The organism is Micromonospora sp. U21 (assembly GCF_018070045.1).
Classification (GTDB): Bacteria; Actinomycetota; Actinomycetes; order Mycobacteriales; family Micromonosporaceae; genus Micromonospora.
Map to the genome: position 1 here is coordinate 116,067 of NZ_JAGPYK010000017.1, position 14,065 is coordinate 130,131.

Annotated in this window: 10 protein-coding genes; all 10 read left to right on the forward strand. The window is 72.4% G+C overall.

The window, feature by feature from the left end:
* The first annotated feature begins 60 nt into the window (after positions 1-60).
* The 10 genes from KBX63_RS22000 (at position 61) to KBX63_RS22045 (ending at position 13,725) form a co-directional block, all read left to right on the forward strand.
* Positions 61-1,812 (forward strand): ATP-binding protein, encoded by a 1,752-nt coding sequence (locus KBX63_RS22000; RefSeq protein WP_210913526.1) that lies wholly within the window; start codon positions 61-63, stop codon positions 1,810-1,812.
* A 48-nt stretch (positions 1,813-1,860) separates the two neighbouring features.
* Positions 1,861-3,006 (forward strand): exonuclease SbcCD subunit D, encoded by a 1,146-nt coding sequence (locus KBX63_RS22005; protein ID WP_210913528.1) that lies wholly within the window; start codon positions 1,861-1,863, stop codon positions 3,004-3,006.
* 212 nt (positions 3,007-3,218) lie between these two features.
* On the forward strand, positions 3,219-4,568 hold the full coding sequence (locus KBX63_RS22010) for an RNA-guided endonuclease TnpB family protein (protein WP_210913529.1): 1,350 nt from the start codon (positions 3,219-3,221) through the stop codon (positions 4,566-4,568).
* Entirely contained in the window at positions 4,568-7,042 is a 2,475-nt protein-coding gene (locus tag KBX63_RS22015; RefSeq protein ID WP_210913531.1) for an AAA family ATPase, read from the forward strand. Before KBX63_RS22010 ends, KBX63_RS22015 begins: the two co-directional genes overlap by 1 nt.
* Before the next feature lie 114 nt (positions 7,043-7,156).
* Positions 7,157-8,116, forward strand: a complete 960-nt coding sequence (locus tag KBX63_RS22020; protein WP_210913533.1) for a hypothetical protein — start codon at positions 7,157-7,159, stop codon at positions 8,114-8,116.
* 18 nt (positions 8,117-8,134) lie between these two features.
* Complete coding sequence (locus tag KBX63_RS22025; protein WP_210913534.1) at positions 8,135-8,992, forward strand: spermidine synthase; 858 nt, start codon at positions 8,135-8,137, stop codon at positions 8,990-8,992.
* 126 nt (positions 8,993-9,118) lie between these two features.
* Complete coding sequence (locus KBX63_RS22030) at positions 9,119-9,811, forward strand: sigma-70 family RNA polymerase sigma factor (RefSeq protein ID WP_089017052.1); 693 nt, start codon at positions 9,119-9,121, stop codon at positions 9,809-9,811.
* Positions 9,808-10,593: an anti-sigma factor gene (locus tag KBX63_RS22035; protein WP_210913535.1), complete on the forward strand. Its 786-nt coding sequence runs from the start codon at positions 9,808-9,810 to the stop codon at positions 10,591-10,593. Before KBX63_RS22030 ends, KBX63_RS22035 begins: the two co-directional genes overlap by 4 nt.
* Positions 10,594-10,798: 205 nt before the next feature.
* Positions 10,799-11,449, forward strand: a complete 651-nt coding sequence (locus KBX63_RS22040; protein WP_210913536.1) for a hypothetical protein — start codon at positions 10,799-10,801, stop codon at positions 11,447-11,449.
* A gap of 212 nt (positions 11,450-11,661) precedes the next feature.
* Entirely contained in the window at positions 11,662-13,725 is a 2,064-nt protein-coding gene (locus tag KBX63_RS22045) for a DUF6541 family protein (protein ID WP_210913537.1), read from the forward strand.
* The last annotated feature ends 340 nt before the right edge of the window (positions 13,726-14,065 follow it).

Here is a 14,065-nt window from a genome sequence, read left to right on the forward strand (position 1 = left end):
CTCGGGCAGGATGCACGTCATGCGCCTCGACCGTGAAGCCCGACCGACCCGAGTCGCCCGATGACCGACGCCGGCCTCGACAGCCCGGGCGAGCCGGTCGGCCGGGTGCTGGGCACCGCCGACGCCACCCCGTTGCAGTTCTGGACGGCCGTGGCCCCCGGCAGTTACCTCCAGCTCGACGACGTGGTGGTCACGCGGCGTGAGCTGCCGGACCGGGAGCCGGTGACGATCGCCGGGGTGGTCACCCAGGTCCGGGCCCGGCACGAGGGCGCCCAGTTCGACTCCGACGTCTTCGCCATCGCCGACGGCACGCTGCCCGCGCAGGTGCAGGAGGCGGCCGAGGTGACCACCACCCGGGTCGATCCGGAGCTCTACGTGCCGCCGACGCCGGGGGCGGTGGTGCACCGGGCCGAGGGCGACGCCCGCGCCCGGGCGCTGCACTTCGACCGGATGGAGCGGCGCATCCCGATGGGGATGGGTCGCGACGGGGTGCCGGTCTACCTCAACGCCGACTTCCTCGACGGCAGCCGGGGCGCACACGTCTCCATCTCCGGCATCTCCGGCGTGGCCACCAAGACCAGCTTCGCCACCTTCCTGCTCTACTCGGTCTTCCGCTCCGGGGTGCTGGGCGGCGACGCGGTCAACGCCAAGGCGCTGATCTTCAACGTCAAGGGCGAGGATCTGCTCTTCCTCGACCATCCCAACACCCGGCTCGACGAGCCCACCCGCGCGGCGTACGCGAAACTCGGCCTGACCGCGGGCGCCTTCCCCGACGTGCGGGTGTACGCCCCGCCCCGGGTAGGCGACTCCGCCGGCACGCCGGACGTGAGCAGCCGGCTCACCGGCGTGGACGCCTTCTACTGGACGCTGAGCGAGTTCTGCGCCGACCGGCTGCTGCCGTACGTCTTCGCCGACGCCGACGACGAGCGCCAGCAGTACACGATGGTCGTCCACTCGGTCGCCGCGCACCTGGCCCGCTACGCCCAGCCCGCCGACGGCGGGGTGAGCATCGACGGCGTCCGCCTCGGCTCCTACGGCGACCTGGTCGACCACATCGTCGACCAGCTCAACGACGACGAGACCCGCTCCGACTGGGCGGGCAGCGCGGTCGGTCTGGGCACCGTCAACGCCTTCGCCCGGCGGCTGATCGGCAGCAAGAAGGACCTTGCCCGGCTGATCCGTGGCGACCTGGCCACCCGCCGCCCGCACTCGATCAACACCAGCGAGTCCGCGCAGGTCACGGTGGTCGACCTGCACAACCTTCCGGACCGCGCCCAGCGGTTCGTGGTCGGCGTGACGCTCAAGAGCGAGTTCGAGCGCAAGGAGAAGTCCGGCACCGCCAAGCCGCTGCTCTTCGTCGTCCTCGACGAGCTCAACAAGTACGCCCCCCGCGACGGGTCCTCGCCGATCAAGGAGGTGCTGCTGGACATCGCCGAGCGGGGCCGCTCGCTCGGGGTGATCCTGATCGGCGCCCAGCAGACGGCGAGCGAGGTGGAGCGGCGGATCGTCACCAACTCGGCGATCCGGGTGGTCGGCCGGCTCGACCCGGCCGAGGCCTCCCGCCCCGAGTACGGTTTCCTACCACCGGCGCAGCGGCAACGGGCGCTGCTGGCCAAGCCGGGCACCATGTTCGTCAACCAGCCCGACATCCCGGTGCCGCTCTGCCTGGAGTTCCCGTTCCCGGCCTGGGCCACCCGCGTCTCCGAGGCGGGCCGCGCGCCATCGGAGACGCTGCGCTCGATCACCCAGTCCGCCGACCCGTTCGCCGTCGTGGGCTCCGGCGGCGGCACCGACGACGACATTCCGTTCTAGGGGCGGCCCGGTGAGTCCCGCAGTCGCGCAGCACGGAAGGCAGCCACGGTGAAGATCCTGCACACCTCGGACTGGCACGTCGGCAAGGTGCTCAAGGGGCAGTCCCGGGCCGAGGAACACAAGGCCGTGCTGGCCGGGGTGATCGACATCGCCCGGGCCGAGCAGCCGGACCTGGTCATCGTCGCCGGTGACCTCTACGACACCGCCGCGCCCACCTCCGAGGCGACCCGGCTGGTCACCCGGGCGCTGACCGCGCTGCGCCGCACCGGCGCGGACGTGGTCGCGATCGGCGGCAATCACGACAACGGCCCGGCGCTGGACGCGCTGCGGCCGTGGGCGGAGGCCGCCGGCATCACGCTGCGCGGCGGGGTACGGGAAAATCCGGACGAGCACGTGATCGACGGCACCACCGCCGGTGGAGAGCGGTGGCAGCTGGCCGCGCTGCCGTTCCTGTCCCAGCGGTACGCGGTGCGCGCCCTGGAGATGTACGAGCTGACCGCCGCCGAGGCCAACCAGACGTACGCCGACCACCTGGGCCGGGTGCTGGGTCGGCTCACCGAGGGCTTCACCGAGCCGGACCGGGTGCACCTGGTCACCGCGCACCTGACCGTGACCGGCGCGACCACCGGCGGCGGCGAGCGGGACGCGCACACCGTGCTCGGCTACGCCGTGCCGGCCACCGTCTTCCCGGCCACCGCGCACTACGTGGCGCTGGGCCACCTGCACCGGGCGCAGCGGGTCATCGGCCCCTGCCCGGTGCGCTACAGCGGCAGTCCGCTCGCGGTGGATTTCGGCGAGCAGGAGAACGTCCCCTCCGTGACGCTGGTCGAGGTGACCGCCAGCACCGCCGCCCGGGTCCGCGAGGTGCCGGTGACCGCTGCGAGCGCGCTACGCACCGTGCGGGGCACCCTGGCCCAGCTCGCCGAGATCGAGGCGCCGGACGCCTGGCTGCGGGTGTACGTGCGGGAGCAGCCCCGCGCCGGCCTGCGCGAGGAGATCCAGGAGCTGCTCCCCCGTGCCCTGGAGATCCGGATCGACCCGGAGCTGCTCGCCGCGCCGGGCAGTGGCGCCCGCATCGCGCAACGCTCGGGGCGCTCGCCCCGGGAGCTGTTCGCCGACTACCTGGACAGCCGGGGGCACGCCGACGAGGGCGTCCGGGAACTCTTCGACGAGCTCTTCGAGGAGGTCGACTAGTTGTCGACTATCCCTGATCTGCGGACCCGCTGGCGGTCATGCGCACGTTCAGCGACGGCCATGCCTGTTCCGCCGCCGCACGAAAGCGATCAAGGACAAGCTCTTACGGCCGCGAGAGGCCGACGGTGAAAGTTACCCGAATCGCGTACTCGACAGCCCTCAACCGGGGTAAGTATGCGGAGTTGGTGGAGCAGGCTCGCCGGTTGGGTCGGGTGCGCAGCGAGGTGTGGCAGCGGTACGGGTCGGTCGTCGGCGTCGGGTCAGGATTGACGGACCGGCGGGTGCGGGATCGGTGGTTAGCCGACGGCACCCACGAGCGGTTCGGTGTGTTGGCAAACGCCTGGAAGGAAACCGTCCGCGACACCATGGCCGACATCGGAGCCAGCATGGCGGCGGCCACGGCGCAGGTCCGCCGGGCGATCGGCCGTCGAACGAGCGATCCGACCGAGCGCAAGCGGATGCTGACCGCGCTGAGGGCTAACCGTTGGGCGGTTGATCCGTTCCTGGCTCGACAGATGCGCAAGCACTGGAAACGTGGTCGCAACCGCACGCACGACCAGATCGTGGTACGCGCTGACCAGTACAACGTCGCCGCTGACGCACGTGGCAACCTGTGGCTCGCAATTCCTGGCCTGCAACGTCGCAGATTGATCAGGATTCCGTTGTCCACGATCGTCGCTCCGACTGGCACGCTGCGGCTGATTCTGCGGGCCGGTCGGGTGGAGGTGCACTATCAGACCGACGCGTCGCAGCTGCGCTCGTCGCAGCGCCCGTGCGGCGGACGTACGATCGGCGTCGACAAGGGCTACACCGAAGCCTTGACCGATTCCGACGGTGATCAACACGGCAGGTTTCTCGGTGAAATTCTTTCCAGCGAGTCGGATCGATTGAAGGAACGTAACCGGCGTCGGGCGCAACTGCGCTCGATCGCGAACAACGCCGCCTCGCGTGGTGACCAGACGAAAGCACACCGGATCCGGTGCAACAACCTCGGCACCGTCAAGCGGGACCGGCAGGCTGCCCGCCATCGCGCACGGGTCCGCACAGAAATCTTCACTGCTGTGCACCGAGTCGTCGACAAGGCCGCAACCGTCATCGCCGAAGACCTCACCAAGCGCTTCGCCGGGCGCAAGACGTTTGGCAAGAATGTCAACCGGCGCCTCGCCGCGTGGACCAAAGGAGTCACCGCCGAGGCGCTAACGAACGTGTCGGAGCGCAGAGGTTCTGCGCTCGTACACGTCAACGCCGCCTACACCTCACAAGCCTGTCACCGCTGCGGCAGCCTTCGCCGACGTAGCGGGGATCGGCTTTACTGCAGCCCGTGCGGGGTGGTGTGGCAGGCCGACGTGAACGCCGCGATCAACATCCTGCAACGAGCAGTCGATCCCGACATCGCACTGCACACCCCACATTACCGGGTGAAGCAGATCTTGCAGGACCGGACTGATCGCCACCGGACCAGACTGCCGGTCCAGGACTCCAGCCCGGCTACCACCGAGCGGAGAGCGAAACATCCGAACTGCTCGGCGACGAGCAACAGTAGGAAGCAGGTCGATCGCTGATGCGTCCGATGCGGCTGGACATGGCCGGGTTCACGGTCTTCCGGGACGACACCACCGTCGACTTCACCGACGCCGACTTCTTCGCCCTGATCGGGCCGACCGGCTCGGGCAAGTCCACCGTGCTGGACGCCATCTGCTTCGTCCTCTACGGCACGGTGCCCCGCTGGGGCGGCACCCGGGGGTTGGCCAACGCGCTCGCGCCGTCGGCGACCGAGGCCCGGGTCCGGCTGGTCTTCGAGTCCGGCGGGGCCCGGTACGTGGCCACCCGGGTGGTGCGCCGGGACGGCCGGGGCAACGTCAAGACCGCGAACGCCGGGTTGCAGCTGATGCCGGCCGGTTTCGACGTGACCAAACTGGACACCGGCCTGAGCCCGGAGGACCTCGGCGAGGTGGTGGCTGGCACCCCCGCCGAGATGGAGCAGGCGGTGCTGGAGGCGGTCGGGCTGCCGTACGAGCAGTTCACGAGCTGCGTGGTGCTGCCGCAGGGGCAGTTCGCCGACTTCCTGCACGCCAAGCCGGCGACCCGGCAGCAGATCCTGGTCAACCTGCTCGGCCTCGGCGTCTACGAGGACGTGCAGAAGCGGGCGACGGCGCGCGCGGCGCAGGCGGAGGCCCGCCTGGACGCCGTCGACCAGCTGCTCGCCGGGCTGACCGGCGTGGACGACGCGGCGCTGGTCGAGGCCGATGCCCGGGTCGACCGGATGACCGAGCTGGCCGCCGCGGTGACCGCGGCCGTGCCGGAGCTGGCGGCGGCCCGGGCCACCGCGCGCGAGGCTGCGGCGACCCTGACCGCACTCGACGACGAGCTCACCGTGCTGACCGGGGTGCGCGCGCCGGGCGGCGTGGCCGAGGTGGCCCTCGCGGTGACCGCGGCGCGGGCCGAGGCCGAGGCGGCGGCCACCGGCGTGTCGCTGGCCGAGGAGCGGGAGGAGAAGCTGCGCGGGGAGCTGGCCGGCGCCGGGGACGAGAGCGCGCTGCGGCTGCTGCTGCGGGCGTACGACGACCGCGACCGACTGACCGGCGAGGCCGAGACGGTCCGCGCGACGGTGACCGCGGCGAACGACGAACACGCCGCGGCGGTGGCGGCGCTGGCGGCCGCCCGGGCCGACGCCGAGCGGGCCGAGGCCGAGCTGGAGGCGGCCTTCCGGGCGCACGAGGAGGCGAAGGCCACTGACCTGGCGGTCAGCCTGCGGGTACACCTGCATCCCGGCGCGGCCTGCCCGGTCTGTACGCAGCCGGTGGCCGAGGTGCCGGCGGTGCCGGCCGACTCGGCGGTGGTCGCCGCCACGGCGGCCGGCAAGGCGGCGCGGGCCGCCAGCAAGGCCGCGCAGGCGGTCGTGCAGCAGCGGGACGTGGCGGCACGCGACCTGGAACGGCTGTTGGTGCAGGCCCGGGCCCGGCAGGAGCAGCTGGACGCCCGGCTGGCCGAGCTGGCCGGGCAGCTCTCCGGGGCGGCGGAGCCGGCCGTGTTGCGCCGGGAGCTGGCCGAGCACGCCCGGCTGCGACGCGCGCTGGAGGAGGCGGCGACCGCCGTTCGAGCCGGTCGGGACGCCGCCCGCCAGGCCCGCGCCGGGGTGGACGCCGCCGAGGAGCGGCTGCGGGCGGCCTGGCGGCGCTTCGACACCACTCGTGACGGGCTGGCGCGGTTCGGCCCGCCCGCGACCGACCGGGACGACGTCGCCGTCGCGTGGGCGGCGCTGACCGGCTGGGCGGCCACCGAGGCGGACCGCCGCCGTGCCGACCGGGCCGGCCGGGCCGCCGTGGTCGGCGAAGCCGAGGCGGCGGCCGACGCGGTGCAGCGGAGCATCGCCGGCGTCTTCGCCGCCGCCGACGTGCCGGTCGCGGAGGACCCGGTGCACGCCGCGACCGTGGCGGTGGAGCGGGCCGGGGCCGACCGGCGGCGGCTACGGGAACGCCGCGAGCAGGCTGGGACGCTGCGCGAGCAGCGCGCCGGTCACGAGCGGGAGGCGCAGGTGGCCCGCGCGCTGGCCGGGCACCTGCGGGCCAACAACTTCGAACGGTGGCTGCTGGCCGAGGCGTTGGACCTGCTGGTCGACGGCGCGTCGGGGATCCTGCGGGAGCTCTCCGGGGGGCAGTACGAGCTGGTGCATGACAAGGGTGAGTTCTTCGTGGTCGACCACCACGATGCCGGGCTGCGCCGGGGCGTGCGCACGCTCTCCGGCGGCGAGACGTTCCAGGCGTCGCTGGCGCTGGCGCTGGCGCTCTCCGAGCAGCTGGCCGGGATGTCGACCACGGCGGCGAGCCTGGAGTCGATCGTCCTGGACGAGGGCTTCGGCACGCTGGACGCGGCCACCCTGGACACGGTGGCGGCCACGTTGGAAAATCTGGCCGCCCGGGGCGACCGGATGGTCGGCGTGGTCACGCACGTGCCGGCGCTGGCCGAACGGATTCCGGTCCGTTTCGAGGTGCGCAAGGATGCCCGCTCGGCGCGCGTGGAACGGACCGGCCGGTGAGCGCGAGGAGTGCAGCGCAGCGGAGCCCCGCAGTCGCGAACGAAAGGCGGGCACCGTGAGCGCGAGGAGTGCAGCGCAGCGGAGCCCCGCAGTCGCGAACGAAAGGGTGGCTCGATGACCGACGCCGCGTTCTTCGTGGACTCGTGGGACCCGGCGTACGGGGCGTCGTTCGAGGCGTCCGCCGCCGGGCCGGCCGCGCCGAGCAGCGCGCAGGTCGACGCGGACGTGGAGCTGCCCGCCGTGGACTGGCGGGCGATCGGGGTACGGCCGGGCGTGCGGGCGCCGGAGGTGGTGCTGCTGGTCGACGGGGTACGCCGGATCGATGCGAGCATCTGGACGGCCGAGGCCGACGGCGGGTCGTTCCCGGGGCTGGCCGCCTCGTACGCGGCGGGGGTGGTCCGCTGTGACCTGGGCCGGGGTGTGGCGCAGCTGGCCGGCACCCGGGTCGGCCGGGGCCTGTTCACCGCGAGCCCGTCGGCGCAGGACGTGGTGACGGGGGCGATCCGCTACCCGGTGCACCGGGTGGGCGGCACCGGCGAGTTGGCCAAGCTGCCGGCCGCCGTGCAGGGTCCGCTGACCGCGCTGGAGGTCGCGGTCTCCGACGCCGCCCGGGTCGACGGCGATCTGCTGGTGGTGGACGGCCCGTTGCGCAGCCGGCGGCAGTTGCCGCGCACCCTGGGGTACATCAAGACGCAGCACAGCCAGTACCTGGACGGCCGGCTGACCGCCGTGGTGACCGGCCTGGCGCCGCGTGAGCGCTCGCCCGTGTTCCGGCTGGGCACGGCGTGGGGCGGCTGGTCGTGGTATTTGCGGCTGCCGGTGGCCGTCGGCGCTCCGTGGGCCGGGATCGTCCGGGTGGAGTGTTCCGCGGACCTGCCCGTCGAGGCGGCGATCGAGCTGGCCGACCTGTCGCTGGTCACTCTGCCGCGGTTCGCGTCGACCCCGTACAAGGATCCGCGGGCTCCGCAGAACCTGATCCCGATCGCCGGCCTGGAGCGCCGGCTGCGGGCCCTGCTCGGCGACTCCCGGTTGTTGCATCGCGCGCTGACGGCCGCGGCCCGAGCGGCCCGCTGACCGCGGACACTGGTCGGGATGGGGCGCAAGCGGGCGGGTGACCGGGTGGTCGAGCAGGTGGACACCGGGCAGGCCGAGCTGATCCTGGATCCGGATCGCCTCGGCTCGTGGACGCTGCTGCTGGACGGCGCCCCGCAGTCGCACGTCGATCTGACCGATCCCACCCATCTGGAGTTCGAGTACGTGCGGCGGTTGGCCGCGGCGATCGACCTGATCGCGCCGGCCGGCGAGCCGCTGCGCGTGCTGCACCTCGGCGGTGGGGCGTTGACCTTGCCGCGGTACGTCTCCGCCACCCGGCCCGGCTCCACGCAGCGGGTGTCCGAGGTGGACGGGGCGCTGGTGGAGCTGGTCCGCCGGGCGCTGCCCTGGCCGGCGGATGCCCGGCTGCGGGTCCGGGTCGAGGATGCCCGGGCCGTGCTGGCCGCGACCCGGGACGCCAGCTACGACGTGGTGGTCGCCGACGTCTTCGCCGGGGCTCGCACCCCGGCCCACCTCACCTCTGTGGAGTACGTGGCCGAGGTGGCCCGGGTGCTCCGCCCCGCGGGCTGGTACCTGGCGAACCTCGCCGACGGCCCGCCGCTGCGGCATGCCCGTGGGCAGGTCGCCACGGTCCGCTCGGTGCTGCCCCGGGCCTGCCTGGTCGGGGACGCGGCGGTGTTGCGCGGGCGCCGGTACGGCAACCTCGTCCTGGTCGCCGGGCGGACCGAGCCTCCGGTGGCCGAGCTGACCCGGCGGGCGGCCGGCGACTGGTTCCCCGGCCGGGTGGTGGCCGGCGACGAGCTGGACCGCTTCGCTGGCGGCGCTGCGGTGGTGCGGGACGCCGACGCCACCGGCTCGGATCCGCCACCGCCGGGCCTGTTCTCCGTCCGCCGCTGACCGGCCCACCGGACGGTGTCGCGGAACTTTTTTCGCGGTTTGTTGATCCGCTCGGGGCGGCGCTGCGTACCACCGGGCGGCCGACCTGGTGGGCGGCGTTGGTCAACGGACACCCCGGAGGTCTGCATGCACGCGGTGGCGGCCGGTTGGCATGGCGACGCGATTCGCGCGGACTGGATGTCCGCACGATCCTCGTCGCGGCCGACCTCGTCTGCCCGGGGGGTCGACGGACGACCGCCCTCTCGCCAGAATGGTCCGGTGACGCCGCGACCGGCGCCCGGGCGCCATCAGGCGACGTCAACCGAGGCGAGCCACTCCGACCAGTTGATCCGGCTGCTCTACGCCGAGCACGCCGGCCCGTTGCTGATGTTCGTCATGCGGCTCACCGGGGGGGACCGGCAGCGCGCGGAGGACATCGTCCAGGAGACGCTGCTGCGGGCCTGGCGCAACGCGCACCGCCTCGGTACGCAGGGGCAGGGCTCGTTGCGGCCGTGGTTGGTCACGGTGGCCCGCCGGATCGCCATCGACGAGCACCGCAGCCAGGAGGCCCGGCCGCCGGAGACGTACGACCGGGACCTGACCGCGTTCGCCGAGGCGGACAGCACCGACCGGGTGCTGCGCACCATGACCGTGGCGGACGCCCTGCGTACGCTGAGTCAGTCGCACCGCGAGATCCTGATCTCGACGTACTTCCGGGGGCGGACGGTGCCGGAGGCCGCCGAGGAGTTGGGGCTTCCACTCGGCACCGCCAAGTCGCGGGTCTACTACGCGCTGCGCGCGCTTCGCACGGCTCTGCAGGAGCGGGGGGTGACAGAATGAGCCGGCCAGACCACATGGACGTCGCCGCGTACGCGCTGGGCGTCCTCGACGAGCAGGACACCGAGCGGTTCGAGGAGCATCTCGCCACCTGCTGGGCGTGCGCGGCCGAGTTGGAGACGATGGTGCCGGTGGTCGGGCTCCTGTCCGACATCGACGGCGAGACGATGATGGCGCTGGAGCAGACCGCGACCGACCCGGCGTTGCTGGACCGGACGCTGGTGGCGGTCCGCGCCGACCGGCGGCGCACCCGGTTCCGCCAGTTGCTCGCCACCGCCGCGGCGGTGGTGGTCTTCGGTGGCCTGACCGGGATCGGCTTCGTCAGCGTGACCGACGACGAGCCGCCGGGGGTGCTCGCCGAGCCGACGCTGAGCGCGCCGGGGAACGAGCCGCCGACGAGCGCGCCGACCGGGCCGCCTTCCGGCCCCGGGTTTGGCGGCAACGAGGAGGTGGAGGGCGACCAGGTCGACGCCACCGACCCGACCACGGGTGTGCAGGCGACGATGTTCCTGGTCACCAAGGATTACGGCACCCGGATTAACTTCAGCCTCCAGCGGCTGCCCGGCCCGCTCGTCTGCCGACTGGTGGTGCAGCGCAAGAATTCGACCACGGAGGTCATCTCGACCTGGTCGGTGCCGCCCGGCGGCTACGGCACCAACACCCGCCCGCAGGGCCTCGAGTTGAGCGCTTCGACGGCGGCCCCGGTCGACGACATCAAGCAGATCCAGGTGCAGTCGGTGAACGGCAACGGGGTGGCCAGCCCGCTGGTCACGGTGCCCATGTAGGTTCGCGTACCGCATCGGCGTCGGCCATTATGACAATGGCCGGCGCCGATGTGTCGTTGCGTCGGTACCGGTCCGCGTAGGGGCACACGCATGGGTGCCCGGGTCGGTTCAATCAATTCAGGTGAAATTGACCACTGTTACTCCTTCAACCTTGACAGCCCTCCTGCCGTACCTATGGGTGAACTGCCAAGAATGAGGAGGGCACGTGGCACAGATGAAGCGAACCGTCATCGTCGCGAGCGCGATGGTCGCACTAACGGCCTGCGCTCCCGCGGGTTACGACGGGGCGAACCCGAGCGCGGCCGAGCCGGTCGCCGTCGCCGCGGCCGAGCCCACCGCGGCGGCTGAACCCGAGGCCTCGGCGTCCGCGGAGGCTGCCGCCGACGACGCGCCGGCGCCCGCGGACGTCGACCTGACCGAGCAGTTGATCGGCAAGAAGGTTGCCCGGATGGGCAGCGTGGTCACCGACCAGGACGGCTGGATCCTGTACCGCTTCGACAAGGACACCGCCGACCCGCCCGCGTCGAACTGCGTGGACAAGTGCGCGCAGGTGTGGCCGCCGGCGCTGACCGACGGCAACCCGCAGCTCACCGGCGTCTCCGACGACAAGGTCGGCAGCGTGACCCGGCAGGACGGCACCCGCCAGCTCACCGTCGGCGGCTGGCCGGTGTACCGCTACATCGGGGACAAGAAGCCCGGCCAGTGGAAGGGCCAGGCCGTCGGCGGCACCTGGTTCGTGGTCCAGCCGGACGGCAAGAAGAACCTCAGCTGCCTGCCCACGTCGACGCCGAAGCCGGTCGCACCGCCGGCGGACAGCGGGTCGAACGACGCCGGCAGCTCCGGCTACTCGTACTGAATCCAGGCGCCACCAGAACGCGGTGGTCGGTCGCAGCCGGGGAGGGCGCGGCCGGCCATCGTCGTTGTTGAGGGACCTGCGGGACCCGCGCCATCGCCCGTTTCGACCGCGACGCCGACGCTCGGCAACAAGCGGGTACCCCCCACCGTTCTTCGTTCCGGTACTCTTCCGGCCGCTGCGGCTCTGCGGCGACCAGGGAGAGGGAACAGATCTTGACCACACTCATCGCCCTTCTCGTGGCCGTCGTGCCTGGGGCGCTGCTCGGCTTCGCCCTTCCGCCGGGGCGCTACCGCTGGGTTGTCTGGGCGGCTGCCCCCGCCCTGACCCTCGGCCTGATCGCGCTGACGATGGCCTGGCTGCCGGCGCTCGGGCTGCCCGACAGCGCCTCGGCGGTGCTCGTCGCGGAGCTGCTCGTGGCCGGCGCCGCGGTCGCGCTCTCCCGGCTGCTGTCCCGGCGCGCGGCCGGCTGGCAGCGGCCAATCGCCGAGCGCGGTGCCGACGACACGAACGGCGACCAACGCCGCTCACTGGTGTCGCGCCTCCGGATGCGACCCGTCCTGCCGCGCCGCGCCGACCTGATCGCCGTCGCCGTGCCGTCGGTGGTGAGCGTGGCGTACGGCTGGGCGATGGTGGGTCGACTCGTCGCCACTCCCGGCTGGGACGCGATGAACCACGGTTACATGGCGAGACGCATTCTCGACACCAACAGTGTCGACATTCCCTCGGCGTGCAGTTCGGGTTCGACCGACACGGTCACCTCGTGCGAGTTCTATCCACTGGCGGAGAACGTCGCCTGGGCGCAGGCGGCCCACCTGTCCGGCGGGTTGCTGAGCACCACGATGACCGCGTGGGCGATCGTCATCGGGCCGCTCGCCCTGGTCGCCGGCATCTACGCGGCCGTCCGGATCCTCCGCGGGGGACCGGTGATCGCGGCCGCCGCCGCCACCGCTCCGGCCTTCCTGGGCCCGATGTGGACCTCGCTGCTCACCGGCCGGGTCAACGAGCAGACCGCTCCCTGCCTGGCGGCTGGGGTCGCCCTGCTGCTCGCGCTCGCTCTGCGCGGCCCGCACCCGGTACGGCTCGGCCTGCTGGCCGGTCTCGGGGGCGCCGGCATCGTAATGATGCACTCGTACGACGTCCTCTTCGTCGGCGTTCTCGCGCTCGGTCTGCTCCTGGTGGTGCGGGGGGCCCTGACCTGGCGCCGCAGCGCGGCGGGCATCGGCGCGGCCGCCGTCGCGGGCCTCGTCCCGATCCTGCCTTTGATCGGCGTCATCCTGGGCGCTGGCGGCGAGCGGATCACCGAACCGCCCGACCTGCTAGGCCAGTGGGGCAAGGCCATCGAGTACTGGGTCATCGATCCGCAACGCTACGTGTTGTGGGGATACCCGATCCCGGGCAGCTCCAACGCCCAGCTCGACGGGCTGGCCGTCCAGGTCGGTCTCTGGATCGTCATCGCCTGCCTGCTCGCGTCTCCCCTGTCGCTGGTGCTGCCGCAGGTACGCTGGGCCCGCCCGTGGCTGCTGGCCGGCGTGCTGTTCACGCTCGTCGGGATCTGGACCGTCGCGTCGAGCTCGTCGGCCGCGCAGGCCCTGGCCGGCCTCTGGTACGGCGACAGCGAACGACCCCGTTCGATGATCTTCCCGGTGTACGGGGTGCTCACCGTGGCGGGCGCGACCGTCATCGGGTTGGGAGTCCAGTGGCTGCTCGTGCGGCTCGTCGCCCGTGCCGGGGCGCTGCGCGGATCCGCCGTCCCCGCTGCGGTCGCGGCCTCGGTCGTGGTGCTGAGTCTGGCGTCGCTCGCCCTGGTGCCCGACACGTGGCGTCCGCTGCGCAAGACGATGGTGCAGCGGGCGCCGGTCGGGCAGGAGTACACCCGGGCCTTCGAGTGGCTGGCCGAGCACACCCCGCGGGACAAGGTGGTGGCGTACGACCGGCACCGGCAGTTCATGTCCTGGGCCTACGCCGACTACGGCGTCCCCACGCTGTTCGGCATCCCGCCGCTCGAGAAGGTGGGCCGTGACAACTACACGGACCGGTGGCGGGCTCTCAGCTGGCTGGTCAACAACAAGAAGGCGCCGAAGAACCAGGGCTGCACGGTACGCCGGTTCGCCATCGAGTATCTGGTGGTGGGCGGCCGCGACTACAAGGGCTGGGATGCGAACTACGAGCAGCGGCGGCTCGACGACAGTGACCGGCTGACCCTGGTCCATCGGGAGGGCCACGTGCGGATCTACCAGGTCACCGATGCGGGGCGGGCCTGCTCGTCCGACCAGTGACGGTTCGCAGCCGACAACGACGGACCGTCGTGAATCGTAAATGGCGCCATTTGCCCGATGTAGTCCGAACGGACAGTTACCCCGAGGTGAGGAGAGGGTGTTCGGGCGGAGATCGCACTGGTACCTTTCCGCTGCGCGACCGGCGTGGTGAGCCGGCCGCCCGTGTGGCATGCCCGCACAGGCGATGGGACGTCGTCGACCGGTCACCGGTCGACGACAGGAAACGGGGGCAAGGCGTGGGAAGCAGGGTGATCGTTGCCCTTCCGCGGTCGGAACGGAGTGGCCCGGCCCACCCGCGCCGCCGGATCGTGAATGGCGCGCGGACGCTTCGGAACGGTGG

Excerpts from the sequence above, each read along its gene's own strand:
- KBX63_RS22000 (WP_210913526.1), top strand. The coding sequence starts at position 61 with ATGACCGACGCCGGCCTCGACAGCCCGGGCGAGCCGGTCGGCCGGGTG.
- KBX63_RS22015 (WP_210913531.1), top strand. The coding sequence starts at position 4,568 with ATGCGTCCGATGCGGCTGGACATGGCCGGGTTCACGGTCTTCCGGGAC.
- KBX63_RS22020 (WP_210913533.1), top strand. The coding sequence starts at position 7,157 with ATGACCGACGCCGCGTTCTTCGTGGACTCGTGGGACCCGGCGTACGGG.
- KBX63_RS22025 (WP_210913534.1), top strand. The coding sequence starts at position 8,135 with ATGGGGCGCAAGCGGGCGGGTGACCGGGTGGTCGAGCAGGTGGACACC.
- KBX63_RS22030 (WP_089017052.1), top strand. The coding sequence starts at position 9,119 with ATGCACGCGGTGGCGGCCGGTTGGCATGGCGACGCGATTCGCGCGGAC.
- KBX63_RS22035 (WP_210913535.1), top strand. The coding sequence starts at position 9,808 with ATGAGCCGGCCAGACCACATGGACGTCGCCGCGTACGCGCTGGGCGTC.